At 40.7% G+C, this 25,757-nt stretch carries 19 protein-coding genes and 1 other annotated feature; of the genes, 10 read left to right on the top strand and 9 right to left on the bottom strand.

Annotated elements, in window-relative coordinates; all coding sequences use genetic code 11:
- Nucleotides 1-33 precede the first annotated feature (33 nt).
- From uvrA to ACLGGR_RS07905, 3 genes are all read right to left on the bottom strand, one after another.
- On the bottom strand, nt 34-2,910 hold the full coding sequence (gene uvrA, locus ACLGGR_RS07915) for an excinuclease ABC subunit UvrA (RefSeq protein ID WP_410972840.1): 2,877 nt from the start codon (nt 2,908-2,910) through the stop codon (nt 34-36).
- 7 nt (nt 2,911-2,917) lie between these two features.
- On the bottom strand, nt 2,918-4,903 hold the full coding sequence (gene uvrB, locus ACLGGR_RS07910) for an excinuclease ABC subunit UvrB (protein ID WP_142945290.1): 1,986 nt from the start codon (nt 4,901-4,903) through the stop codon (nt 2,918-2,920).
- Between the two features lie 292 nt (nt 4,904-5,195).
- Nucleotides 5,196-5,441: a CsbA family protein gene (locus ACLGGR_RS07905; protein WP_034281059.1), complete on the bottom strand. Its 246-nt coding sequence runs from the start codon at nt 5,439-5,441 to the stop codon at nt 5,196-5,198.
- Nucleotides 5,442-5,721: 280 nt separating this feature from the next.
- On the opposite strand from ACLGGR_RS07905, the gene ACLGGR_RS07900 reads away from it, so the two are divergent.
- The 8 genes from ACLGGR_RS07900 (at nt 5,722) to ACLGGR_RS07865 (ending at nt 16,990) form a co-directional block, all read left to right on the top strand.
- On the top strand, nt 5,722-8,253 hold the full coding sequence (locus tag ACLGGR_RS07900; protein ID WP_410972839.1) for a PEP/pyruvate-binding domain-containing protein: 2,532 nt from the start codon (nt 5,722-5,724) through the stop codon (nt 8,251-8,253).
- 90 nt (nt 8,254-8,343) lie between these two features.
- Nucleotides 8,344-8,916 carry a TetR/AcrR family transcriptional regulator gene (locus ACLGGR_RS07895; RefSeq protein ID WP_251215971.1) on the top strand — a complete coding sequence of 191 codons (573 nt, stop codon included), beginning with the start codon at nt 8,344-8,346 and terminating at the stop codon, nt 8,914-8,916.
- A 40-nt stretch (nt 8,917-8,956) separates the two neighbouring features.
- Nucleotides 8,957-10,291, top strand: a complete 1,335-nt coding sequence (locus ACLGGR_RS07890) for an MFS transporter (protein ID WP_410972838.1) — start codon at nt 8,957-8,959, stop codon at nt 10,289-10,291.
- A gap of 272 nt (nt 10,292-10,563) precedes the next feature.
- Nucleotides 10,564-11,547 (top strand): YncE family protein, encoded by a 984-nt coding sequence (locus ACLGGR_RS07885; RefSeq protein WP_410972837.1) that lies wholly within the window; start codon nt 10,564-10,566, stop codon nt 11,545-11,547.
- Entirely contained in the window at nt 11,544-12,230 is a 687-nt protein-coding gene (locus ACLGGR_RS07880) for a response regulator transcription factor (protein ID WP_251215974.1), read from the top strand. Before ACLGGR_RS07885 ends, ACLGGR_RS07880 begins: the two co-directional genes overlap by 4 nt.
- Nucleotides 12,227-13,642, top strand: a complete 1,416-nt coding sequence (locus ACLGGR_RS07875; protein WP_410972836.1) for a HAMP domain-containing sensor histidine kinase — start codon at nt 12,227-12,229, stop codon at nt 13,640-13,642. The genes ACLGGR_RS07880 and ACLGGR_RS07875 overlap by 4 nt, the downstream gene beginning before the upstream one ends.
- Before the next feature lie 209 nt (nt 13,643-13,851).
- Complete coding sequence (locus tag ACLGGR_RS07870; protein ID WP_251215976.1) at nt 13,852-15,966, top strand: ArnT family glycosyltransferase; 2,115 nt, start codon at nt 13,852-13,854, stop codon at nt 15,964-15,966.
- Nucleotides 15,967-15,997: 31 nt separating this feature from the next.
- Nucleotides 15,998-16,990: a glycosyltransferase family 2 protein gene (locus tag ACLGGR_RS07865; protein WP_251215977.1), complete on the top strand. Its 993-nt coding sequence runs from the start codon at nt 15,998-16,000 to the stop codon at nt 16,988-16,990.
- 45 nt (nt 16,991-17,035) lie between these two features.
- Here ACLGGR_RS07865 and ACLGGR_RS07860 read toward each other — a convergent pair whose 3' ends face one another.
- Nucleotides 17,036-18,385, bottom strand: a complete 1,350-nt coding sequence (locus tag ACLGGR_RS07860; protein WP_251215978.1) for an amino acid permease — start codon at nt 18,383-18,385, stop codon at nt 17,036-17,038.
- A 75-nt stretch (nt 18,386-18,460) separates the two neighbouring features.
- Nucleotides 18,461-18,685 (bottom strand) — a binding site (T-box leader).
- A gap of 89 nt (nt 18,686-18,774) precedes the next feature.
- Nucleotides 18,775-19,449 carry an NAD(P)H-dependent oxidoreductase gene (locus ACLGGR_RS07855; protein WP_251215979.1) on the bottom strand — a complete coding sequence of 225 codons (675 nt, stop codon included), beginning with the start codon at nt 19,447-19,449 and terminating at the stop codon, nt 18,775-18,777.
- A 228-nt stretch (nt 19,450-19,677) separates the two neighbouring features.
- Between ACLGGR_RS07855 and ACLGGR_RS07850 the strand changes: the two genes are divergently transcribed.
- On the top strand, nt 19,678-20,043 hold the full coding sequence (locus ACLGGR_RS07850) for a winged helix-turn-helix transcriptional regulator (protein ID WP_251215980.1): 366 nt from the start codon (nt 19,678-19,680) through the stop codon (nt 20,041-20,043).
- 9 nt (nt 20,044-20,052) lie between these two features.
- Here ACLGGR_RS07850 and ACLGGR_RS07845 read toward each other — a convergent pair whose 3' ends face one another.
- From ACLGGR_RS07845 to ctpB, 3 genes are all read right to left on the bottom strand, one after another.
- Nucleotides 20,053-21,240 (bottom strand): PDZ domain-containing protein, encoded by a 1,188-nt coding sequence (locus tag ACLGGR_RS07845; protein WP_034623768.1) that lies wholly within the window; start codon nt 21,238-21,240, stop codon nt 20,053-20,055.
- Between the two features lie 68 nt (nt 21,241-21,308).
- Nucleotides 21,309-21,662 carry a swarming motility protein SwrAA gene (locus ACLGGR_RS07840; protein ID WP_003212923.1) on the bottom strand — a complete coding sequence of 118 codons (354 nt, stop codon included), beginning with the start codon at nt 21,660-21,662 and terminating at the stop codon, nt 21,309-21,311.
- 344 nt (nt 21,663-22,006) lie between these two features.
- On the bottom strand, nt 22,007-23,455 hold the full coding sequence (gene ctpB / locus ACLGGR_RS07835; protein WP_251215981.1) for a carboxy-terminal processing protease CtpB: 1,449 nt from the start codon (nt 23,453-23,455) through the stop codon (nt 22,007-22,009).
- 153 nt (nt 23,456-23,608) lie between these two features.
- Between ctpB and ACLGGR_RS07830 the strand changes: the two genes are divergently transcribed.
- Nucleotides 23,609-24,349, top strand: coding sequence for a sulfite exporter TauE/SafE family protein (locus tag ACLGGR_RS07830; protein WP_251215982.1), 741 nt, complete (start codon nt 23,609-23,611; stop codon nt 24,347-24,349).
- A 49-nt stretch (nt 24,350-24,398) separates the two neighbouring features.
- On the opposite strand, the gene ACLGGR_RS07825 is transcribed toward ACLGGR_RS07830, so the two are convergent.
- Complete coding sequence (locus ACLGGR_RS07825) at nt 24,399-25,670, bottom strand: murein hydrolase activator EnvC family protein (RefSeq protein WP_251215983.1); 1,272 nt, start codon at nt 25,668-25,670, stop codon at nt 24,399-24,401.
- Between the last annotated feature and the right edge of the window lie 87 nt (nt 25,671-25,757).

Below are 25,757 nucleotides of genomic sequence, written 5' to 3'. Positions count from 1 at the left end.
CTTATGGGGTCAGTCCCTATCGAGGGGTTTTCTTTATAAAGAAGTGACACTTTCCGTTTCTTTAACCAACTGTTTCATGCGTTTACGGTCACGCTCTAAAATAGGCTTCAAGTATTGACCTGTGTAAGATGCTTCTTCTTTTGCAATGTGCTCAGGAGTGCCAGAAGCAATGATCGTTCCGCCGCCTGCACCGCCTTCAGGTCCGAGATCAACAAGGTAATCAGCAGCCTTGATAATATCAAGGTTGTGCTCAATGACCAACACCGTATCTCCGTTTTCAACCAAACGCTGAAGCACTTTTAATAAACGGGCTATATCATCCACATGCAGTCCTGTTGTCGGCTCGTCCAAAATATAAAGAGACCTTCCGTTTGAACGGCGGTGAAGCTCAGATGCCAATTTCACGCGCTGCGCCTCTCCTCCGGACAATGTCGTTGCAGGCTGTCCAAGTGTAATGTATCCTAGCCCCACATCATAAATCGTTTGAAGCTTCCGCTTAATTTTCGGGATATTCTCGAAAAATTGGAGTGCGTCCTCCACTGTCATTTCAAGCACATCAGCAATGTTTTTTCCTTTATATGTGACCTCGAGTGTTTCGCGGTTATAACGTTTCCCGTGACACACTTCACAAGGCACATACACATCTGGCAAAAAGTGCATTTCAATTTTAATGATGCCATCCCCGCGACACGCCTCACAGCGCCCGCCTTTGACGTTAAAACTGAATCTTCCTTTTTTATAGCCTCGTACCTTTGCTTCGTTGGTTTGTGCAAACACATCCCGCACATCATCAAAGACACCTGTATATGTGGCAGGGTTGGATCTTGGTGTACGGCCAATTGGAGATTGATCAATATCAATGACCTTATCTAAATGATCCATTCCTTTAATTTCTTTGTGCTGCCCTGGCTTCGCCTTCGCTCTGTGCAATTTTTGCGAAAGTGATTTTAATAGAATTTCATTCACAAGCGTACTTTTCCCTGAGCCGGATACTCCGGTCACAGCTGTAAAGACGCCCAGAGGAAACTTCGCATTCACGTTTTTCAGGTTGTTTTCTTTTGCACCTTTTATCTCAATATAGCGGCCGTCAGGCTTTCTTCTCTCAATTGGCAGCGGGATAAATTTCTCACCAGATAAATATTGTCCTGTTAATGATTTCGAATCCTTCATGACTTCTTCTGGCGTTCCAGCTGAAATCACTTCTCCTCCATGAACTCCTGCTCCAGGTCCAATATCTATTAAATAATCAGCGGCTAGCATGGTATCTTCATCATGCTCCACGACAATCAGTGTGTTCCCGATGTCGCGCATGTTTTTCAACGTCCCGATCAAACGGTCATTATCGCGCTGATGCAGACCAATGGATGGTTCATCTAATATATAAAGAACACCTGTCAGCCTTGATCCGATTTGAGTCGCCAGGCGAATTCGCTGCGCCTCTCCGCCTGATAGTGTGCCAGCCGACCGGCTCAAATTCAGATAATCTAATCCCACATTATTTAAGAAGGACAACCGCTCTTTGATTTCACGTAAAATGAGCTGGGCAATCTGCATATCTTTCTCAGACAACTCGATTTTTTCATAGAAATCAAGGGCATCAGAGACAGACAAATCGGTGATTTCTCCGATATGCTTGCCATTGATGAGAACCGCCAGCGTTTCTTTTTTCAGACGATATCCTTTACAAGTCGGACATGGCTGATTAGCCATATATTTTTCCATTTGCTCACGAATATAATCTGAGCTGGTTTCCTTATAACGCCGTTCAATATTACGAAGAACGCCTTCAAACTCAATTTCATTTTCACGTACCTGTCCAAAATCATTTTCGTATTTAAAATAAATCCGTTCAGATCCGCTTCCATATAAAATTTTATCAAATAAATGCGATGGGATATCTTTTACTGGAATGTCCATGTCGATACCATAATGTGTACACACAGCTTCAAGAAGCTGCGGATAGTATTGCGAGCTTTGCGGCTCCCATGGTGCAATGGCATGCTGCCGTAAAGTCAGATCCTTATTAGGAATGACAAGCTCAGGATCGACTTCTAGTTTTGAACCGAGCCCATCACAGCTCGGGCAGGCACCAAAAGGGCTATTAAATGAAAACATTCTCGGCTCAAGCTCACCAATAGAGAACCCGCAGTGCGGACAAGCATGATGTTCGCTGAATAACAGCTCTTCTTGTCCAATCACATCAATCATCACTCGGCCTTCGCCTAACCGCAGCGCAGTTTCAAGTGAGTCAGACAGCCGAGCAGCAACGCCTTCCTTCACCACAATTCGATCAATGACCACTTCAATGGAATGCTTCTTGTTCTTTTCAAGCTCGATATCTTCTGAAAGGTCTTCCATCTCTCCATCGACTCTCACTCGCACATAGCCCTGCTTACGAATTTGATCAAGTACTTTCACATGTGTTCCTTTGCGGCCAGATACAACTGGCGCAAGCACTTGCAATTTTGTTCTTTCTGGATATTCTAAAATACGATCTGTCATCTGCTCAATCGTTTGTGATGTAATTTCGATCCCGTGTATTGGACAAATAGGTTTACCGACTCGAGCATACAAAAGACGCAAGTAATCATAAATTTCAGTGACAGTACCAACTGTTGATCTGGGGTTTCGGCTCGTCGTTTTCTGGTCAATACTAATCGCCGGAGAAAGACCTTCAATGGCATCTACATCCGGTTTATCCATTTGCCCAAGAAATTGGCGTGCATACGCTGAAAGAGATTCAACGTACCTGCGCTGACCTTCTGCATAAATGGTATCAAAGGCAAGCGACGATTTTCCTGAACCCGATAACCCCGTAATGACCACTAGCTGGTCACGCGGGATATTGACATCAATATTTTTAAGGTTGTGGGCTCTAGCACCTTTCACCTCTATTCGTTCCATAGCCATCAGGCAATCATCCTTCCGCTTTTAGCTCTAGCAATAAATCTCTTAATTCTGCTGCTTTTTCAAAATCAAGCGCTTTTGCTGCATCTTTCATTTCCATCTCGACCTTTTCGATCACTTTTTCTCGTTCTTTTTTACTCATTTTCGAAAGCTTTGGTGCTGCTTTTGTTTCGTATTCTTCTGAATCCTCATGTATCTTTGTTGCCTTAATGACATCTCGAATTTTCTTATGGATCGTTTGCGGGGTAATCCCGAATTTCTCGTTATATGCTTCTTGCTGTTCTCGTCTTCGTTTCGTTTCTTGAATCGCAATGTCCATCGATTTCGTCATATTGTCTGCATACATAATGACCCGGCCTTCTGCATTTCTCGCTGCACGGCCAATTGTCTGGATGAGGGATCTTTCAGAGCGCAAAAAGCCTTCTTTATCCGCATCTAAAATGGCCACGAGCGACACCTCTGGAATATCCAGTCCTTCACGAAGAAGGTTGATTCCAACGAGCACATCATATTTACCGAGACGCAGATCACGGATAATCTCAATCCGCTCAAGGGTCTTAATCTCTGAATGCAGGTAATTCACCTTGATTCCGATTTCTTTTAAGTAATCTGTGAGATCCTCAGACATTTTCTTCGTCAGCGTGGTCACGAGCACACGCTCATTTTTCTCAACTCGTGCATGAATTTCTCCAATTAAGTCATCAATTTGTCCTTCAATCGGACGCACTTCAATAATTGGATCAAGTAATCCTGTTGGACGGATAATTTGTTCCACAACCTCTGGTGTTTTCTCAAGCTCGTACGGACCAGGCGTTGCTGATACATGCACAATATGGTTGATATGCTTTTCAAACTCTTGAAAGGTGAGCGGTCTGTTATCAAGTGCTGATGGCAGGCGGAATCCGTGATCAACCAACACTTGCTTTCTTGCTTGGTCGCCGTTGTACATGGCGCGGATTTGCGGAATCGTCACATGCGACTCATCGACAACAATCATAAAATCATCTGGGAAATAATCAAGCAGTGTGTAAGGTGTTGAACCAGGAGGACGCAAGGTCAGATGTCTTGAATAATTCTCGATTCCTGAACAAAAGCCCATCTCTCTCATCATCTCAAGGTCATATCTTGTCCGCTGCTCAAGGCGCTGCGCTTCAAGCAATTTTCCATTTTCACGAAGCTTTTCGAGCTGTTCTTCAAGCTCTTGTTCAATATTAATAATTGCTTTTTCCATTTTTTCTTCTCTTGTGACGAAGTGAGATGCTGGGAAAATAGCCACATGATCACGATCACCAAGTATTTCTCCAGTCAGCGCATCCACTTCACGAATACGTTCAATTTCATCACCGAAAAACTCCACTCTGATACAATGCTCATCTCGTGAAGCAGGAAAAATCTCAACGACGTCTCCTCGGACTCGGAAGGTTCCGCGCTGAAAATCTATATCATTACGAGAATACTGAATATCCACCAGCTTACGAAGAAGCTGATTGCGTTCAATCTCCATTTCAGTACGCAAAGACAGTACAAGCTCTCTATATTCCTCTGGCGAACCTAAGCCATAAATACAGGACACACTGGCAATGATGATGACATCTCTTCTCTCAAATAACGAGGACGTAGCCGAGTGTCTCAGCTTATCAATCTCATCATTGATGCTGGCATCCTTCTCAATAAATGTATCGGTCTGAGGCACATATGCCTCTGGCTGATAATAATCATAGTAACTTACAAAATATTCAACAGCGTTATTCGGAAAAAATTCCTTAAATTCGCTGTATAACTGACCAGCAAGTGTCTTATTATGCGCAATGACAAGTGTCGGTTTGTTCACTTCTTTAATCAGGTTGGAGACAGTAAAGGTCTTTCCCGTACCTGTAGCACCTAACAGCGTTTGATGCTGTTTCCCCTGATGGATCCCCTCAACAAGCTTTTCAATCGCCTTTGGCTGATCTCCTTGGGGCTGATAGTTAGAAACTAATTCAAAGCGGTCACTCACATCAAAGCCTCCGTTTCGTTACGAAATCTATCTAATGAATATATTATCATAAAAGAACACAAAAATACGAACTAAAGTTCGGCTCTTACTTGATTTTTATTTCCAATACAGTCATACCCTCTCTCCCATGGCAAATAACCCTCTTAAGAAAACCTTCCTTTCAGTATGGAACATTTTGGAGTGAGATATTCGATGAGCAGAAAAAGAAAGCTGCGCTTACTAGAAATCGTAAGCACAGCTCTTGTTTAAAACATATCAGCTTTCAGCCATCATGCTCTTGATGCCGATGACATCATTGATTTTTTTCAGCTTTTTCTCTCTTTTCAATTTCTTTCTTAGCCATAAACAAAGCCCCAGCAACTAAAGAAATAATATCTAATCCCACAATAAAGTAGGTTTCTGTATAGCCCTTCATGTACGAAGCAAATAAAAGCGCTGCTGTTAACGCAATGCCTACGTAATGATTATAAGTAACCTTTGAAAATAAAATAACGAGCAAGAAAGGAAAAACTAGTGCAAATATGGCTTTTGTAATCACAAAAACCCTCCCTCTTCATGGTCTACTTCCTTGATTATAGTAAAGATTGGCATATTGAACAATTCACAGTTTTCAATTTCGCCTTTTTTCTTCATGTTCGGAGACTTTTGGTGTAGAAGAAGAAGGAAATTAGTGAGATTGTCCCCTTTATAAAGATAGGTCTTTCCGTCTTTGACAATAACAACCAATCAATCCTATGATTAAAATGATAGTGCGCACTATCATTTTAAAAAATAGAGAGACATACAAACATTGGCTATTTGGATAAGGGGGCATTCCCATGTATTCAGTTTTATTTCATGCGGCTGAAGAATCAGCAGCACTCGCAGGGGCAAAAGGCCTAAATTTAATCAAATTAAACAATCACGGCCTGCCAGTCCCAGATGGATTTATTATCAAAACCAACAGCTTTGCAAGCTTTCTTTCATATCACAATCTGCAGCCATCAGAACAAAACCTTGCTCAAAAAATCAAAGAAGCATCGTTTCCTTCACAAATGGAAGCAGAGCTGCTTTCGTCCTTTCAATCATTGCGGAAGACTTATCCCTCAGTTGCAGTCAGGTCCTCTTCTGTTGCTGAAGATCTCGAAGGCGCATCATTTGCAGGACAGTACGAGACCTATTTAAATATCAAAACAAATGAAGAATTCTTACAGGCAGTCAAAGAATGCTGGTCATCTTATTTTGCAGCAAGAGTCACAGAATATAAGGAAGAGATGAATAAAAACGAGGAAGAGATGCCGCTCATGGCCGTTGTCGTTCAAGGATTGATCCATTCTGACGTCTCCGGTGTCATCTTTAGTGAGAATCCAGTATCGGGGAAAACAAATGAAATGATGCTGACCGCAAGCTACGGATTGGGAGAAGCCATTGTCTCCGGTCTTGTGACACCAGACACGTTTATTGTAGATAAAGAGAACTTTTTAATTGAAAAAACACTTGGGACGAAAGAGCTGCAAATTGTTCCTTACCAAGAGGGTGTCATCGAACAGCCAGTAGCAGAAAAAATGGCTGATCAATTTTGCTTGAGCGATGATCAATTGGTAGAAATTACACAAATCACAAAACAAGTAGAGGCACTTTACGGACATGGAGTCGATATCGAATTTGGTATAGCAAATGGGTCGTTTTATTTACTTCAAGCAAGGCCGATTACCACAGCTCTCTCAAAACCAGCAAATGAAACAGCAGGTGCTTCTTTTCTCATGCATCCAGAAGAGCTGCAAGATTTCTGGATTTCAATGGACGATCATATGCCTGGTCCAACGAGCCCACTTTTCTCAAGCCTGATCATACCAGCCTTAAAAAGCGGGATGAAGAAAAGTGGAGAAAAGTATCAAGTGCCGGATCTGAACATCAAAGATATTAAGCTTTACAGAGGCCACCTATACTCAGCACCGGACCTGCCACAAGTGGAAGAGGGAGCTGCACCTGTTTTTGATGAACGTATATTTGAATTATTTCCGCATTTAAGTGATCGGATGTATGAGATTCTAGAGGAAAACTTCTTCCCATTTTACGAAAAACTCGATCGCCAAATAAATGAACCTATGACCATTGAAAAAGCCATCATTGGTTTTGAAGAATTAAAGGCTTTTTATATCCAAGCTTATGATGATCATTTTGATATCGTCATACCGCAAGTCATTCTATCAGCCATCATTGAAGACATGCTTGTCACGTATACCGGTGATCAAACACAAGTCGTCTTGCTTCATGAAATGATGATAGGCGTGATGAACAAATCTCTGGAAACAGACAAGGTTTTATCTGATATAGCAAAGGAAGTCCTTCAAGATCCAGAACTTCATCAGGCATTTATTCATCATGAAAAGAACCCAGAGCTGTTATATGCACTCAATCACTCGGAAAAAGGAAAGCATTTCATTTCGAAATTGGAGGAATTTCTCCAAGTTTACGGCTGGCGATCTATTAAAAGTCATGACTTTACGGAAGAAACATGGATAGAGAACCCTGAGTATATATTAGATATCATTAGAAATAACATTCAGTCCCAATGTGATTTTGATGAAGAATTTGCAAAAGCAGTGATCAAAAGACAAGAGACGTATAAACATTTTATGAGTCAAGTGAAGGATGAGTCGTTTAAAACAAAATTTGAGACACTGTATCAATTTGCCCTTCAAGCAGCGAATATCCGAGATGACCACCATTTCTACATTGATGCCATGTTAGACGCTAAAGCCCGGGTATATCTATTAAAAATTGGTGAACTTCTTACACAAAAAGGAGCCATTCCTCATCAAGATGATATATGGAATCTCTATGATGAAGAGGTACAAAAAGCGCTCACAACGTCTATCTCATTCTATTCGGTTATCCAGCAAAGAAAAATGGAAATGAAAGAAAATGAAGCCATTCAACCACCAGCTTACACCGGCACACCAACTGAAGCTGAATTACAGCAAGTCGAAAGAATGCTTGGTTCATTAAGAGAAAATGAAAACAACACACAAGATGTGATCCATGGAATTGGCGCATCCAGCGGTATTGTTTCCGGAAGAGTAAAAGTGATTACTAGCGCTGAAGAATTCTCACAATTCCAAAAGGGTGATATTTTAGTTTGTAAAACGACCACACCTCTATGGACGAGCTTATTTAGAGATGCAAAAGCAGTCATCACCGATGCTGGAGGCATTTTGTCTCATTCAGCTATTATTGCAAGAGAGTATATGATGCCAGCTGTCTTAGGGACTAGAATAGCAACTGAAACACTCCAATCCGGTGACCTTGTGACAGTAGATGGCAGCAATGGACGCGTTCAAATATTAAAGCAGCATTCGCGTGCATAAATTTATCATTTTGGATGATATTGGCGGTCATAGATTTTATCGGTATACTTACTTTGTTGCAAACACATTCATAACCTGAGGTGAGTATGCTTGTTAAAATCTACAAATCAACGAATCATTCGCGCAACAATGGATTTATTAACTGAAAAGGGCTATCAAAAAACAACAACCAAAGAAATAGCGACAAAAGCGAATGTGAGTGAAGCAACTATTTTTCGCAACTTTAAAAACAAACGCGGCATCATTGCTGCCATTATGAAAATGAAATCAACACCGACAAAAACCCTAGAAGCAGAGTTCAAAGGCGATTTATACACCGATTTAAAGTTTCTCGGTACCTATTTCCTTGAAGATTTGACTTCCAAAAAAGAATTTATTTATATCAGCATGCGAGAACCGGATATGTTTAAGGATTTAACGAATCATGAAAAGATATATCCTCAAGAACTGAGAGAAATGTTGATACAATATTTCAAAAAGATGGGTGCTCATCATCATGTATTAAAAGGAAAAGAAGACATTTATGCAGACATCTTCATTAGTACGTATTACGGATTTTTCATTCAACAGCTAGAGCAAGATTTTCAACTTGTTCTCACACAAAAAGAAGATTTTATTGAAACATGCACACACATTTTCATGAGAGGAATTTCTCCCGCTTAAAGGGTGAAATTCTTCTTTTTTACAAAAGGTGGTATACACATTGAGGTTAAAAAAAGAGAGTTTCATCATCTATTCTTTGTTGCTTGGAGCTATACTAGTTCCAGTCAACTCCACGATGATCGCAGTCGCTCTATCATCTATATCAACTTATTATGATCAATCCCTTGCAAACATCACTTGGGTTGTCACGATTTACCTTATTGTCATGGCAGTCACTCAGCCTATTGCTGGTAAGTTAGGAGATATATACGGACACCGGCGAATGTATTTAATTGGGGTCATGCTCTTTTTAATTGGCTCAATTGGATGTGCTTTAGCACCTAATCTAACTTTTCTCATCTCTTTTCGTTCCATTCAAGCAGCTGGCGGCGCTATTTTAACACCGAATAGCATTGCATTGATTCGTGCAACAGTATCCCCCGAAAAACTGTCTAAAACAATGGGATACTTTGGGTTTGGAGCTGGTATTGGTGCCGCACTTGGACCTTTTATTGGCTCGATTCTTATTCAGAGTTTTGATTGGCACTCAATATTCTTTGTAAATATCCCATTCTTGTTCCTTACACTTGTTACCGGCGTATTCCTCATTCCGAAAACAAAGCATACACGCTTACAAGCAAGTGTAGACATCATTGGTTCATTGTACTTAACCATCGGGATTGCCACACTCATTTTATGCACAAAAAGCCAATTGCTAAATGAATACTTGATCTATGGAATTCTAGCATTGATCGTGATTCCTTTATTCTTTAAACATGTACGGAAAGTAAAGAATCCGATCATCGATTTGTCACTTTTTAAAAACAGTTCATTTACAAATGCGAACCTGTCAATCATGCTAAGTAATTTTGTGATGTATGCTATCCTTCTGATTATGCCGCTGTTTATGGAACAACAACTTGCACTTTCTCATACACAAAGCGGTATTATTCTGTCAGTATTTTCTCTTTGCATGTCTATTAGCGGCTTGTTAGGGGCAAGACTCCATCCGAAAAAAGGCGCAAAAAAAATGATTCGCTTTTCATTTCTCTGCCTCACTTTATCAGGCATCATGTTAATCACACTGAGTCAGTACCCTACCTTACCTCTGCTTATCGTGACACTTGTCGCAGGTGGAATTTCATCAGGGATCGGTATGACCAGTATGCAGATGGCTTCTTTAACATCAGTTGATCAAAGCTTATCTGGTTCAGCATCTGGTATTTTCTCTACCTTTCGATATTTTGGCAGTATCATTTCGTCTACATTGATTGGGATTATGAGTGGTTTTCAATCTTTATTTATTGTATTAATGGGTGCAGGCATTCTTGGTTTCTTTTTATCTCAACGCGTAAAAACAAAATCAACCTCTCCATCATCTGAACATTCCGCCTAATCACTCCCTTGCTCTATGTCTATTTAGAGCGGGGAGTTTTCATCATTTGTATCACTGTAAACTATAGTGATTGCCTTCATCAAATCCTGAAAATCACCTTTTAAAGGAGAAAAAATGGTATATGACCAGACAAAAAAGGAACTTCAGGTGCAAATTGTCTCCCTCACTCACCTAAAAGCTTTTTTCATCTCCTTCAGCATAGATAACTTCAATTTTTTTTCACAATTTTTGTGGTATGATTTTGAAAATAGAGAACGCAAAGGAGCGGAAGAATGGAACGTGTGAAATATGTTTTGATCTGTTTATCAGCTCTACTTTTATTCCTGACAGGCTGTGGAAAAGAACGGCAATTTGCGCCGCCAGGCAGCTCTCAATCCATCGCTGTCATCTCTCAATTAAAAAAAGCCTCCTTTTCAATAGTTGATATACAAAAAAATAAAATGCTCTCTTCTGTGGATTTAAAGCACCCACTTACTGATCTTATTCAAATCAATAAAGACATCATCATCGCTACAAGTAAAGAGGGAGAATCCCTTATCGAAATTAATCTAAAAAACGGGACAGCAACAGATTATATGGATGTGGATAAAGGACTGACTTCCCTTACATATGATGCAGCTTCTCATACATTGATCGCTGCCAACTCACAGAAAAATGTCGTTTATTTTATTGATACGGAGCGTAAAAAAATAAAATCGACTGTGAAAACCGGAAAATTACCTTCTTCTATGACTCTTTCTTCATCAGGTATTTTATTTGTTTTAAATGCAGAAAGTCATACTGTCTCCGTCATAGATATTGAAAAGGAAAAAAATATACGTACGTTCTCTGTACTTAATCGGCCTTCTGGGATTCATTTTGATGGACAGTCTATTTGGATAGGCGGCCATGGTAAACAAGGTACCTTAAATAAGAGTATTTTTGCTTATGACCCTAAAACAGGCAAAAAACAGCGAGAAATAAAGCTAGGCATTATGCCTGTTGCATTTTTTTCAGAGAAAAATTCTTCTACTTTATATGTACTATGTCATGGAGATCATACGCTATACAAAGTAGATACCAAAACAAATAAGCAGCTTGCTTCTGTTGAAACTGGTCAAAATCCAAATTATATCACCGCTGATACGACATCAATTTATGTGAGTAACTTGGATGACAACTCAGTATCCATCATTGATAAACACTCACTTATCATGAAAAATCAACTGAATGTACCATCAGGACCTTATGCTATCGTGTTGGAGGAAAAGAAATGAAGGAACAAATGCGTATTTTAATCGTAGATGATGAGCTTGATATGCTTGAGTTAATCGGGTCTTTTTTAAAGAGACATGGCTTTCACATTATCACTGCGAATAATGGAAAGGATGCCTTGCATCAGCTTGAAATGGAATCAGTTGACCTTGTTGTATTAGATATCATGATGCCTGACATGGATGGATTTGAGGTCTGTCAGCGTATTCGACAAACATCTCAAATACCGATTTTATTTTTAACAGCGAGGAGTTATGAGGAGGACCGAATTAGAGGACTTGAAATTGGAGCGGATGACTACATCATGAAGCCTTTCAGTCTGCGTGAGCTTGCAGCAAGAATTGAAACAACCCTGAGACGAATTAGAGGTCTTTCGCTAAAGCGCAGCCGAATACAGATTGGTGACATGGAGATTGATCAAGATGGCAGACAAGTCTACCTCCATCAACAGCCCGTTAATTTAACAAGAAGAGAATTTGATTTACTCATGTTTCTTTTGCTCAACCAAGGACAAGTGTTTTCACGAGAACGCCTTTATCAAAAATTGTGGGAAGCACATTCAACGAGCGGCTCTTTAAGAACAGTTGATACACATATCAAAACGCTGCGACTGAAGTTAAAGGAAGCAGAACGATATATTAAAACCGTTTGGGGTGTCGGCTATAAGTTTGAGGAGGAAGAATGAAGCCATTATCGATTAAAAAGAAAGTACTCTTCTTAATCCTTGCGGTGATCGGAATCGTTGCAGCCTCAGCGCTTGCCCTTACCTTTTACTTATACCAGCATTTATATATTGATAAACAGATCGATTCCTTAAGTTTGCAAGGTAAGAAGCTGGCAGAAATCTATCACACACACGGGAAAGACAAGTATTTTACCGACAGAATGAAATGGGCAAATGACTCAAGTCAGGCGAACATTATTTTTACAGATGATCCAATGGAGCTTTCAAGTGGACTTCCTTTTGATACGGACACAAATGGTAATCTCATTACGTTCAAGGAACGCCAAAAGCTCCTTCAAGGTGAAACCGTCGTGTTAATTAGAGAACACCCAAAGTTTCACCAAGATATTCTTGGCATCGCCATCCCTGTTTTCTCAAGCAATGATGATCTATCGGGAACTATTTTCCTCTCCATGCCCTTATCAGATGTATATGAACCCTTTGTCCAAATTAGATTGACGCTTGGCCTATCCATCTTAATGATTCTGCTCCTGATATTCGTGATCGGATATAAGAGCTCCAATAAAGTAGTGCAGACAATTAATAAAATGAAAGAAATTGCAATGGAAATGGAATCAGGTGATTTCTCAAAACGAATGGCCGTAACCAAAAAAGGAGATGAGTTAAACCAGCTTAGCCGCTCCTTTAATAAACTGTCTTCAACCCTCGAAAAAGTTGAACAGCACCGCAGGGAATTTCTTGCGAATGTCTCTCACGAACTTAGAACACCTTTAAGCTATATGAAAGGCTATGCAGAAGGAATTGAAGAAGGGATCATTGATCAAAAAAAGGGAATGCAAATCATCCAAGATGAGGCCACACGTTTAAGCCGGCTTGTACACGATCTTTTAGATCTTGCACAGTTAGAAGGTGACTCCTATCCACTTACGACGGAGCCAATTGTCTTTGCTCAGCTGATCCACGATGTTCTTGATCAAATGGCGTTCTTCGCTGACAAAAAAAACATTACTCTCAAACGTAAACTTGAAGAGGATTGCATTGTTTATGGTGATAGCGACCGTCTCCAACAAGTGATACGTAATTTACTGGACAATGCCATTCATTACACGCCATCTGGAAAATCAATATCGATTGAATTACAAGTTCACCAAAGTGTTGCTGAATTGAGAGTGACTGACGAAGGCAACGGTATTCCAAAAGAAGATCTTCCTCATGTTTCTAAGCGATTTTATCGTGTAAATAAAGCACGAACAAGAAAGGATGGCGGCTCTGGTCTTGGACTAGCTATTGTTTATCAAATCATCAAAAAACATCATGGAACGTTTGACATTCAATCTGAGCCTGGCATTGGTACGACAGCCATCATTCAACTTCCCAATGCTTCATTCAATGAGAGCTCACCTACTCTATAACTACTACTCACATATTTTACTCTCATTGGAATCTCTACTTTATCTGATAAATTCAGTATTCATAGGATTTGTCTACAACTAGAACAGCTCTTTTCACCAAGAGCTGTTTTTATTTCTAAAAAATAAAAAAATGGTCTTTTTTTATTAACATTTTATTCATATTTGCTTGTTACACTTTTTTCAAGTGAAGAAAAAGGAGTGACATGCTTTTGATCAGACGTTTTCAGAAATTTGATATTTATTTATTTTTCATATTGATCTTATCTGCCATCTTAAACATTTATAACATTTGGGAAGATGATACGGTGAATGCGTATTATACTGCGGCTGTCACAAGTATGATGCAAAGCTGGCATAATTTCTTCTTTGCTTCATTTGATCCAGCAGGATATGTCACGGTGGATAAACCCCCGCTCACCTTCTGGCTGCAAACGATCAGTGCCAAAATTTTTGGTCTCCATGGATGGAGCGTCATCTTGCCTCAAGCTTTAGCAGGCATTGGATCTGTTTATCTGATCTATCGTCTTGTCAAACCAACTTTTGGCCAAGCAGCGGCAAGATTAGCGGCACTTATCATGGCGTGTACACCTATTGCGGTTGCTGTATCTCGCACAAATAATATTGACAGCTTACTCGTCTTTATACTTTTACTAGCAACAGGAATGATGTTCAAGGCTGTAAAACAGCAAAAGGTTCTTTGGGCGATTGCTTCGTTTGCGATGATTGGCGTCGGCTTTAATACAAAGATGCTACAAGCCTATATGATCGTGCCCGCACTCATTCTTTTTTACATCCTTGCTTACCGATCGACATGGAAGAAAAAATTACTCTCGCTGATCGTTTCAATGATTGTCCTTTTAGGTGTATCTGCTTCATGGTCAATAGCGATTGATCTCACTGCCAAAGACAATCGTCCTTATATCGGATCAAGTGAATCGAATTCTGCATTAGAATTAGCCTTTGGTTACAACGGTCTCCAGCGGCTGACTGGTCAACAGTCTGGCTGGGGGGGCGGCACAAATCAGGGGGAGGGGCAGCCACCTTCACAGCAGGGTGATCATCAAAATGACAATGATTCATCCACCATGCCTCAGCCGCCATCTCATGGAAATCAAAACAACTCAGACAATTCAAACCAATCATCCAGCCAGAAACAGCCTTCAATGCAAGGACCACCAAGCAGTGCAGACGGCACAACACCACCTGATATGCCTTCAGGCGGTAATGGTAATGGACCGCCAAATGGCGGGGGCGGAAAAATGGGAAATGGCTCCGGCATGTTTGGTACAGGAACCAAGGGACCGTTACGTCTGTTCCAATCGGAACTGTCCGATCAAATCAGCTGGCTGCTTCCATTTGCAATCTTCGGTGCGATTGGTATCTTCTTCTCGACTGCCTTTGAAAGAAGACGTCTCAATACAAAACAAAAAGAAACACTATTTTGGTTAGCTTGGCTTATTCCTGTTGCTGCATTTTTCAGTGTAGCAGGATTTTTCCATCATTATTATTTGATCATGCTGGCACCGCCAATTGCTGTATTAGCAGGAGCAGGATGGGTTTCTATGACACAATTGTTTCAAACAGGAACTGGATTTAAAAAACGGCTGCTTCCAATTGCGATATTCGTCACAACAGCATTTGAAATCTTTATCCTATCCACTTTTACAAGCACGATCGGTCTTGGACTAAGCATTGCAGTCGGTATCATTGGTGTTGGAACAATCCTTTCTCTGCTTTTGATAAAAGGAAAAGAAAAACTAAAACAATTCGTGTCTCTCATCGCCATCCTTGGCATGCTGATTGCACCACTATACTGGGCAAACACACCTCTTCTTTATGGGGGAAACAGTATGCTTCCAGAGGCTGGTCCTCAGCTTGCAACTTCAAGTGGCAGCATGAGTTCACAAGTCAATGAAAAGTTGATCAGCTATCTTGAGAAAAACAATACGGGAGAAGAATTCCTATTCGGAACAACAGATGCAACCACTGCTTCACCTTACATTATTAAAACAGGAAAAGCTGTTATGGCATTAGGTGGATTTAGTGGGTCTGATAACATTCTCACGCTTAGTGAATTCAAACAGCTCGTCAAAGACGGCAAAATCAAATACTTCTATCTTTCTGGTATGAGAGGCGGCAGCTCTGACATTCTCACTTGGATTCAAAAAAATGGAAAAGAAATATCTGCTTCTAAATGGCAGAACAGCTCTACATCCAAAACGAACCAGCAAACAGACAGCCAACAATCAGAACAAAATGATCAGTCAAATGGACGAATGGGCGGAATGAAGAGCGGCACTCTTTATGAACTATCCGTTGATTAATTCATCTATTAAAAGGGAGGAACGATGACTGATGGAAAAGAACATACGATATTCGATTGTAGTCCCAGTCTATAATGAAGAACTTGTGATCCACGAATCCTATCAGCGACTGAAAACAGTCATGGATTCGACGGGAGAAGCATACGAGCTTCTCTTCGTCAATGACGGTAGTATGGATCGAACAGCTGAACTAATTAAAGGGTATTCCAAAAACGATCCGAATGTAAGACTCATTGATTTCTCGCGTAACTTTGGACACCAAATTGCAATTACAGCTGGGATGGATTATGCAAAGGGAGAAGCTGTCGTCGTGATAGATGCAGACCTACAAGATCCGCCTGAATTGATATTAGAGATGATCGCAAAATGGAAAGAAGGCTATGAAGTCGTATACGCCGTGCGCACCAAACGAAAAGGCGAAACTTTTTTCAAAAAGCAAACCGCTTCCCTTTTCTATCGCGTTTTACGTCAAATCACCGAAGTAGATATCCCAATCGACACCGGTGACTTCAGGTTAATGGATCATAGAGTGTGCCATGAAATGAGAAAAATACGAGAAAAAAATCCATTTGTTCGCGGCCTAGTCAGCTGGGTAGGTTTCAAACAAATTGCAGTAGAGTACGTTCGAGATGAACGTCTAGCAGGAGAAACAAAATACCCGCTCAAAAAGATGCTCAAGCTCTCGATGGATGGAATCACTTCCTTTTCCTATAAACCTTTGAAACTAGCGAGTTTAGCAGGAATTGCCCTTTCCGCTATCGGATTCATTTCAATGTTTCTTGTACTTTACTTAAAGCTTTTTACAAACAGCACCATTACAGGATGGAGTTCATTAATTGTCATACAGCTGTTCTTTAGCGGTATTATCCTCTTTATGCTGGGAATGATCGGGGAATACATCGGCCGAATCTACGACGAGGCAAAAGATCGACCACTTTACATCGTAAGAGAGAGTTACGGGCATCAGTCAAAGCCACAGCCTGTTCAATCCCCTGTTCATTTCAAGCAATACAAACAGCATTAAAAAAAGCGTGTGAGACCTCTTTAAAGGTCCCTCACGCTTTTTGTATTAAGCGGCTGTTTCAAACCGCTTTCTGTTGATGAAGAAAGAAAGAGTAATAATCAGATAAATGCCCATTGTGACCATCGTTTGGATAATTGGAGTTGTTGACACAACGCCGATAAAAATGGCAATGATCGCAATCACAGAAAACCATGTTGTGAAAGGATACAGCTTCACACGATATTCTCCTGGTTCTGCTACACTTCGAGATTTTAAATGCCCGACAGCAATAATAAACCAAATGAATAAGACCGTATAGCTTAAAGATCCCATTAAATAATTAAAGGTTTGACTTCCTACAAAAAGTGAAATCAATACAGCCGCATACAATGTAGATGTACACACTAGGATCGCTCTGACAGGCACCTGCTGTTTTGATAGCTTCGAGAAGCCCTTCCATACACGTCCATCCATCGCTTGCGTATACAGGACCCTTGAGGATGCGTACAGGCCAGAGTTCATAGAAGACAAGATCGCTAGTAAAATGATACCGTTCATGATGTCACTTGCATATGGCACGCCAATCGTTGCAAACACGGTGACGAATGGACTCACTTGCTCATTGTTTACTTGATTCCAAGGAATCAAGCTGACGATGATGAAGAACGGCAGTACATAGAAACCAATGATTCGTACAAATGTACTTTGAATGGCCTTTGGGATGACTTTTTCAGGGTTTTTGGTTTCTGCTAATGTGACCCCAATCATTTCAGTCCCGCCATATGAATACACCACAACAAGCATGGCCGCAATTAATCCGCCTGTTCCATTCGGGAAAAATCCTCCGTGGTCGGTTAAGTTGGATAATCCAGGTGCTGCATGCTGACCAAATGAGACAAACAGCATTGTTAACCCAATGATAATAAATAGAATAATGACAGCAATTTTAATAGAAGCTAACCAGTACTCCGTCTCAGCAAACATTTTAACAGAACAAACATTGATCAATGTCACAACAAGTGAAATGATTAACACAAGTGTCCAAATCGGCACCTGTGGGAACCAGTACTGAATAAAGATTGCAGATACAATCGCTTCTGCTGCAATGTTCAGCACCCACATTTTCCAGTATATCCAGTCTAAGAAATAAGCCGGATATTTGCCTAACACAGGTTCAATTAAATCACGGAATGTTCTTGCGCCAGGTCGTGCAACCGTCATTTCGGCAAGTCCTTGCATAATAAATAATAAAATAAGACCACCAATCATATATGCCAAAATGACAGCAGGACCTGCGATATCAATAGCAGAGCTGCTTCCTTTAAACAGACCAGCACCAATTGCACCGCCAAGTGCGAGCATCATAATATGCCTTGACGTCATTGTTCGTTTTAACTGCACATGTTCCTTTTCCATTTTCTATAGCTCCTTTAAATTTGAATCTTCAGACAAATATAGGATAAAAGCATATAAAAAGGCCAGTCATCTCCTTGAAGAGACGACTGACCTTGCAACCGCGTTACCACTCTAATTGATTCAGCCATAGCTGAATCCAACTTAAAACCCGTTAACGGAGGTCACACGTAAAGACTTACTATTCATTCAGTCTTACCGCTCTTTGAGCGAGTTCAATGATTCGTTTTACTGCGTTGCACCAACCCGCAGCTCTCTTAAAAAACGGATGTTCATCTACTATTCTCAAGTCAAAGCGTTTATAGTCAATTTGTATATTCATCAAAGATTTTATTTTTTAAATATACTGACTATCCACGCAATTGTCAACATCCTTTTTCAGACATTCTCTTTTAACGAATCCAAACAGCTACTTCATCCATCGGACGGCGCGTTTTGCCGCGCTTCGGCTCAGTCACACGATAACCAAAAGCTGCCATGACAGAAATGTCATACTGGCCATCTTCAAGCAGTCCTTCTTCATCTAGAATGCGATGAATCTCATCGTAGCTGAACCCCTCGACTGGGCATGAATCAATACCAATTTGTGCAGCAGCTGTCATCATGTTTCCAAGGGCAATATACGTTTGTTTTGAAGCCCAATCAAAGAGCGTACGTTCATTTTCCAACAAATGAAGATCATTCTCTTGGAATTCTTGGTAGCGTCCCTTCACCATCTCGAACGTTTCGTCTGTCATTCCTTTGATTTGCTTGTTGATGTATTCTGCATATGCTGAATCATAACGGGCGTCTGTTCTTGCCAAGATGATCACAAAATGACTGGCAGTTGGAAGCTGCTTTTGCGCTCCCCATGTATACTCTTTTAATTTTTCTCTAAATGCTTCATTTTGAACAACGAGGAACTTCCAAGGCTCAAACCCTACAGAGCTTGGGGAAAGTCTTCCTGTTTCTAAAATGAACGCAAAATCATCCTCTGATATTTTTTTCGTTGGATCGAACTCTTTTGTCGCATGGCGGAATTCATACGCCTCAATGATTTCTTTTTTTAATTGCTCTTTGTCTCGCATTGTATTCATCCTTTCTATTGACCAATTAGGGCGTTTGTTTCATCAATCCAATTTCTTTCCATTCCCATTTAGAAATTGTTATGATAAGAAAACAAACAGCCCGAATGTGTGATGTGATATTTCTATGGTATAAGAAAAGCTTCGAGTGATTCAAGTACGCACATTTTTGTTCGTTAGTTACCATCTTGTTCGTGTATCACCAAATTTGTCTTAGAAAGGAGTGTTAAAATGAGTGCACCATCCAATCCAGTCAGTATTGTCAACCATGGCTGTCCCGTTTCAGTGACAACAAGTGTCATCGGAGGGAAATGGAAAGGAGTGATCCTTTATCATTTGACTTGCGGTCCAAAACGCTACAATGAATTGCGCCGGCTGCTGCCAAGAATTTCTCAGCGTGTTCTTACACTGCAATTGCGTGAACTTGAACAAGACGGCGTTGTTCATAGAGAAGTCTATGAGGAGGTTCCCCCTCGTGTTGAATATTCACTCACTTCTCTTGGCAATACATTAAAGCCTATCATCTTCGCCATGCGTGAATGGGGTGAATCCTATGGGAATGAAGTGCGTCCAAAAGAAAAAAGCTGCCATCTCTAGCAGCTTTTTTTAAGATGAAATTGCCGTTGGCTCTTGCTGTGGATCATCCTTCACAAACAGAATGCCAAGCTGATGATGCTCCCCTTCGTAAGAAGCACGTTTCTCAAATCTTGTCTGACCATTTAAGCCAATGATCTCGAGCTTTGTTAGAGCACGATTGGTTTGAAGGGCTTCATAAAATTCTGAAACAGTTTTGACTTCAATTCCATTCACCTTTGTGATGACTTCTCCGATCTCAAGCTTTAAATCAGCTGCTGGTGTATTTGGAATAATCCCCAGCACCATCAGCCCTTGATTACGCTTAGAGAAGTAGAACGGGGCAGCATTGTCATTGACCCTCTGCTTCCATGAGAGAAAGACTCTTCCTATCACCGCTATCAATACAGCTCCCCAAGCAATCGGTTCAAACCAAATACTTGCAGCGCCTAATAAAGCGACAGCGAGACCTAGCATAAGAATACGACGTGCCGTAATTTGAATACTAACAATTGGCAGTGAGCCTTGAATTCTCTGACCAAATCCGATGATATATGGAATCAAAATAAATGAAAAGCTTTGATCATGCACTTGAAGCACCGGCCACCATGGCAGAGAAGAAGTGAATTCACCTGCCGGCATCAGCAAAACAAGCGGTAAAAGCCACAGACGGTTTGCCCGCTGCTGACCAATTAAAAGTCCTCTCGCACTCATCACCATAGCAGGCGATGTACGTAAATGCGCCGTTCGATAGGCTAGAATTCCCTCGGTCATTAATAGAAGTCCTAGCAGAATGACAACGGCTGATGCATTCATCATTGAGAGCTGCGGCAGCCAAGAATGACTCACTTGGAAATGCATCAGTCCAAGTGCCGCAATAAAACTGAAACCGAGTGTGTATGCAGACGAAAGCGCACTCGCCTTAAAGAATAAAGAGAAAACGATGGTCATCGCTGCAATCAGCACGATGAATCCAGGGGGGAGGGCAATCCCTAAGCCTACTGAAATGACAGATAGGCAAATCCCTAGAATCCATCCCTTTGAATATGTAAATTTAAGTTCATCGTATACATCTTCTATTCTTGTTTGAAACGCTTTTCTCTCCCGCTTTACGCGGATGTAGCCATGCAATAGGCTGATTAATATCATGAAATAAAAAAGAGGATGGATTAAAAACAGACCGACCGCTTTTAATCCGGCTCCCATCCACTCCGAGCTCATTATCGTTCACCGCCCAAGTCAAGCATTTTCTCTTATTCTATCAAATAAATCGATGCTTGACATCAGGTTTATTTCTCCTGATTCATCCAAAGTGTGACATTCGACAGTGAAAAATCTTTTAAGTAGTGATTGACATCTACATCTAGTATGCCGCCGAGCAGCTGCATCGACCTCTTGATGTCGGTTAAGTTTATACCAAGTCTCTTATGATTATCCATTAAATAATTGAAGTATATCTCAGCACAGTCTTCATCGATTTCGTCGACTGATTCTACCGTTGTGTAATTGACCAAGTACCTGCTTAACAGCATGAGCAGACTTAATGCCTTTGTAGCGGAAAACGTCACATCTTTCGAACGACTCTTAAGTTCCTCTACCAACTCGTAATATTTTTTCTCTCTCACAATACTTGCCCTTTTCAATTGTGTACCCCCATTTACTAGTTCTTTTAAGAAAAGCGCAAACCTCGGTACAGCTTAATGCTCAAGCTGAATATCCGCAAAAAATAAAATATTTAAAATGAGTGCTACTTTTTATTGTAAGAATTATTTATGTAACATACAACTTTCAAAAGTTTCATTTTCATGACATGTTTAAATCAACAGAAAGTCTCTTATATACATATGTTATCGGGTAAAATTGAAGGAATGTTATGTTTTTTGTAAAATAAATGAATATATTTCTCGATATAATTTATTTTTAAACATAAATTATTACATGTTCATGACACTTATGAACCAAAAAAAAGAGGCTATTATTCGCCTCTTTATTTTTTAAGATATAGTGCTTTTAGTGCAGTCTGTAATTGAAGGTCATTTTTTTCGTATGATTTCACTTCATCCACCATTTTGTTCATCATTTCCGCTGTTTTCAAATCAATGACACCTGATTTATCGAGATTGTATGTGCTTTGGAAGGCAAGTACGGCCTTTTTCGTTTCTTCATCAAAGTATCCATCTACTCTGCCAGGGTCGAATGACAATCCCTTTAACAGCGTCTGGGCTTGTCTCACTTCTTCATTGTTCATATCAAGCTGAAGCGGTTCTTTCAGCTGAAGCGGACCTGCGGTAAAGTAATCTGGCTGATGAATCGCAATTGTCGGTACGACGCCTTTTTTGTGAATCCAATTGCCTTTTGGCGTGAGCCATTTATACAGCGTTAATTTAATATTACTTCCATCTCCCATCGGAACCGCCTGCTGCACAGTTCCTTTTCCAAAGGAGACATCACCGACGACTTCATACTTTCCAGCTTCTTTCATGGCTCCAGCAAGTATTTCAGAAGCGGAAGCACTGCCTTTATCAATTAAGACGTTAACTGGGTAAGGTTTTTGTTCTTTAGTTTTTGAAAAATATCGTTTCCGGTCGCCATTCCGTTCTGCGATTTGAATATAGGGCTGATCCTTCGTAATAAAATGCTTCAAAATATCTTCCACACTTTGCAGATAGCCGCCAGGGTTTCCTCTCACATCCAGTACAAGGCCTTCTATGCCCTTTTTCTCGAGCTGTTTCAGGCTTGACGTGAAATCCTTCGCCGTATCTTCAGAGAAGCTGGAGATCGCAATATAGCCTGTTTTATGCCCATTGACCTCTTTTACAGAGGAGGTCACAGTTTCAAGCGGGATTTCCTCTCGTTTGATATGGAACGTTAGCTCTTTTTCAATTCCGTTTCGTTTGATTGTTAAGGCGACAGAAGTTCCTTTTTTCCCTCTTATTTTCAGCACAGCATCGTTTAAGCTTTTTTCTTTCATCGGCTCACCGTCAATACTGATGACTTCATCTTTCGGCTTTAGACCTGCTTTTGCCGCAGGGGATTTTTTAAAGGCGGAGACGATAATGATCTTTCCTTCATCCATCCCCACTTCTGCCCCAATTCCCTCAAAAGAGGAATCAAGCGAATCAGAAAATTGCTTTGCGGTTTGCTTGTCCATGTATACTGAATACGGATCGTTTAACGTCGATAGCATTCCTTGGATCGCGCCTTCTAGCAGCTTTTGCCGATCCACTTCCTCTACATATTCATTCGAAATAAGGTCATAGGCTTTCTCGATCTTTTCCATCCCATTCTCTTTCGCCTTATCACTTGATTGAGCTTGTCCAGCCATTGCAGTAGCTGTTTGCGGTGACTCCGCATGAGTTCCCTCTTTTTGCGTCATCACACCTGCACTTATTAAGAGAACGACACTTGCCATAATAGATGCGATTTGTTTTTTCATATTTGGCCTCCTTCTTCAACTCTTCCTGATGACCTGAGTTATTATATGCCAGAAGAAGGGATTTCATGTAAAGACATTCTCCCGTGAAGGCTTGACGAATCATTTTATTAGGTGTAATTTTTATTTTGTTATGATTGAGAAGGAGTCTTCGCTATGTATATTATCTTGACGATGCTTTTATTAGGAATTTTATTAGGTTTTGTAGGAGCAGGCGGGGCAGGATTTGTCATCGCATTGCTTACGTTAATTTTTGATATCCCTATCCATACAGCACTCGGGACGTCATTAGCCGCCATGGCATTTACGACCCTATCAGGTGCATACAGCCACTACCGGGAAGGGAACATTCAGCTGAAATCTGGTTTGATTGTTGGAGCTCTGGCTTGTATTGCTTCTTTTGCTGGGGCTAAGGTTGCTCCTTTTATTCCAGAAGATAGTCTGCACTATTTAACAGCCGGGATGCTCTTTTTATCCGCTGTTTTTATGATGATCAAACTATTTGTTCTTAATGAAGAGGCTGCACAGCAGCCGCTTTCTTCACGTCAGCTAATGACAAGAGGCATTATTTTAGGCCTTGTGTCTGGGATGCTGTCAGGCATGTTTGGTATCGGGTCTGCACCATTTATTCAGGTAGGACTTTTGATTTTACTGAAGCTGTCGATTAGGCAAGCCGTTGGCACAACAATGCTTGTCATTATTCCGATTTCCATCGGCGGTGGAATTGGGTATATTTCAGAGGGCTATGTTGATTTTATTCTGCTGATTCAAATTTTAATTGGAACCGTATTAGGCGCATTTATCGGCGCGAAATTCACACGCCTTGCACCTAAGCTCTTATTGAAATCAGCTGTTCTGTTAACACCTATTATTGCCGGATTACTGCTGCTATTTTAATTCTATCTAGACTAAAAAAGCCGATAACATGATGTTATCGGCTTTTTGATTAGCGGATATATTGCGCTGGATTGACTGCATTTGATTTTGCGCCATTCCATAATCCTTTATGAATTTCAAAGTGAAGATGCTGACCATGCGATTGGCCGGTATTTCCCATATACCCAAGGAATTGTCCTTGTTCGACTCTCTGTCCGGTTGACACACTTCTTGTAGACAGGTGGGCATATACGGTTTGATAGGTCTGTCCATTGATATTGTGCGTAATGAACACAACATTTCCGTAGCTCGATGAGTAGCTTGAGTTCGTGACTGTTCCAGATGCTGCTGCATAGACAGGAACTGTTCCCTTTGCTGCAATATCTAAGCCGAAGTGGTTTCCGCCAGAACGTCCGCCAAAGCCAGATGAGAATCGGCCAGCAGCTGGTTTAATAAAGCCTGAGCTGCTTGCTGGTGTATCAGATACTTGATCTGAGCCGCCGCTGTGAGGTGCAGGTGCATTTTTTTCAGCTGCTTGTTTTGCTTGTTTTGCTTTCTTCGCTTCTTCCTTTTGTCGGTGTGCTTCCTCAGACTTCACAGCCGCTTTTTGATTCGCTAGGATTTCTTGTTCATTCTCAAGCTTGCCTAGTTCATCATGTGCATGATTTTTTTTATCTGTCACATCACCTAAAATGTGTTCTTTTTCTTTGTGCTTCTTAGATAAATCTTTTTTCAGTGCTTCTAGCTCTTTCAGAGATGTTTCAAGTCCACTTAGCTGATTATTTAGCTCTGCTTCTTTTTGCTCCACCAGCTTTAAATCATTTTCATGTTCTGTAATCATGTCTTTGTCTGCTTCGACAATGGTTGTGACAGCCCCAACACGACCGACAAAATCACTAAAGCTGCGAGCACCTAGCAGCACATCTAAATAGTTGATCGTACCGCCGCTTTTTTGCATAGAACGAATTCGGTCTTTGAAAATGGATTTTCTTTTTTCAATTCGCTCATTGATGAGTTGAATGTCTTCTTTTAGCTTCTTGATCTCTTGCTTCGTTTTTTTAACTTCTTTCTCTTTTTCAGCGACTTTTTCAGTTGCAGTACTTACCTTTTGGTCAATTTGTTCAATTTCTTTCTTGAGCTTTGATTCTTTCTTTTCAAGCTTTGCCAGCTCTGACTTCTTCTTCTTCAAGCTTGATTCAGTCTTCGATGTTTTCTCTTCGATTTGTTGACGTTTTTGATCTAGGTCTTCGTATGCGAATGCACGATTTTCTTTCCCTGGAATGTATAACCACGCTGTTCCAATAAACGCTGCCATTCCAGCCATCATCAGCTTTCTTTTCAAAACGATATTCCCCTCCCATGACAACTGTCGACATGAAGAGCCGACCGGATGAATTGGATCAACCGGTCACATCTTCTATAGAATCTT

Origin of the sequence: Bacillus sp. BD48 (genome assembly GCF_046566805.1) — a bacterium.
GTDB classification, from domain to species: Bacteria; Bacillota; Bacilli; order Bacillales; family Bacillaceae; genus Bacillus; species Bacillus safensis.
The sequence above is the reverse complement of the archived record's forward strand: the minus strand, read 5'-3'. Positions and strand labels throughout refer to the sequence as shown.

Excerpts from the sequence above, each read along its gene's own strand:
- uvrA (WP_410972840.1), bottom strand. The coding sequence starts at position 2,910 with ATGGCTATGGAACGAATAGAGGTGAAAGGTGCTAGAGCCCACAACCTT.
- ACLGGR_RS07900 (WP_410972839.1), top strand. The coding sequence starts at position 5,722 with ATGTATTCAGTTTTATTTCATGCGGCTGAAGAATCAGCAGCACTCGCA.
- ACLGGR_RS07885 (WP_410972837.1), top strand. The coding sequence starts at position 10,564 with ATGGAACGTGTGAAATATGTTTTGATCTGTTTATCAGCTCTACTTTTA.
- ACLGGR_RS07880 (WP_251215974.1), top strand. The coding sequence starts at position 11,544 with ATGAAGGAACAAATGCGTATTTTAATCGTAGATGATGAGCTTGATATG.
- ACLGGR_RS07875 (WP_410972836.1), top strand. The coding sequence starts at position 12,227 with ATGAAGCCATTATCGATTAAAAAGAAAGTACTCTTCTTAATCCTTGCG.
- ACLGGR_RS07865 (WP_251215977.1), top strand. The coding sequence starts at position 15,998 with ATGGAAAAGAACATACGATATTCGATTGTAGTCCCAGTCTATAATGAA.
- ACLGGR_RS07860 (WP_251215978.1), bottom strand. The coding sequence starts at position 18,385 with ATGGAAAAGGAACATGTGCAGTTAAAACGAACAATGACGTCAAGGCAT.
- ACLGGR_RS07855 (WP_251215979.1), bottom strand. The coding sequence starts at position 19,449 with ATGCGAGACAAAGAGCAATTAAAAAAAGAAATCATTGAGGCGTATGAA.
- ACLGGR_RS07850 (WP_251215980.1), top strand. The coding sequence starts at position 19,678 with ATGAGTGCACCATCCAATCCAGTCAGTATTGTCAACCATGGCTGTCCC.
- ACLGGR_RS07845 (WP_034623768.1), bottom strand. The coding sequence starts at position 21,240 with ATGAGCTCGGAGTGGATGGGAGCCGGATTAAAAGCGGTCGGTCTGTTT.
- ctpB (WP_251215981.1), bottom strand. The coding sequence starts at position 23,455 with ATGAAAAAACAAATCGCATCTATTATGGCAAGTGTCGTTCTCTTAATA.
- ACLGGR_RS07830 (WP_251215982.1), top strand. The coding sequence starts at position 23,609 with ATGTATATTATCTTGACGATGCTTTTATTAGGAATTTTATTAGGTTTT.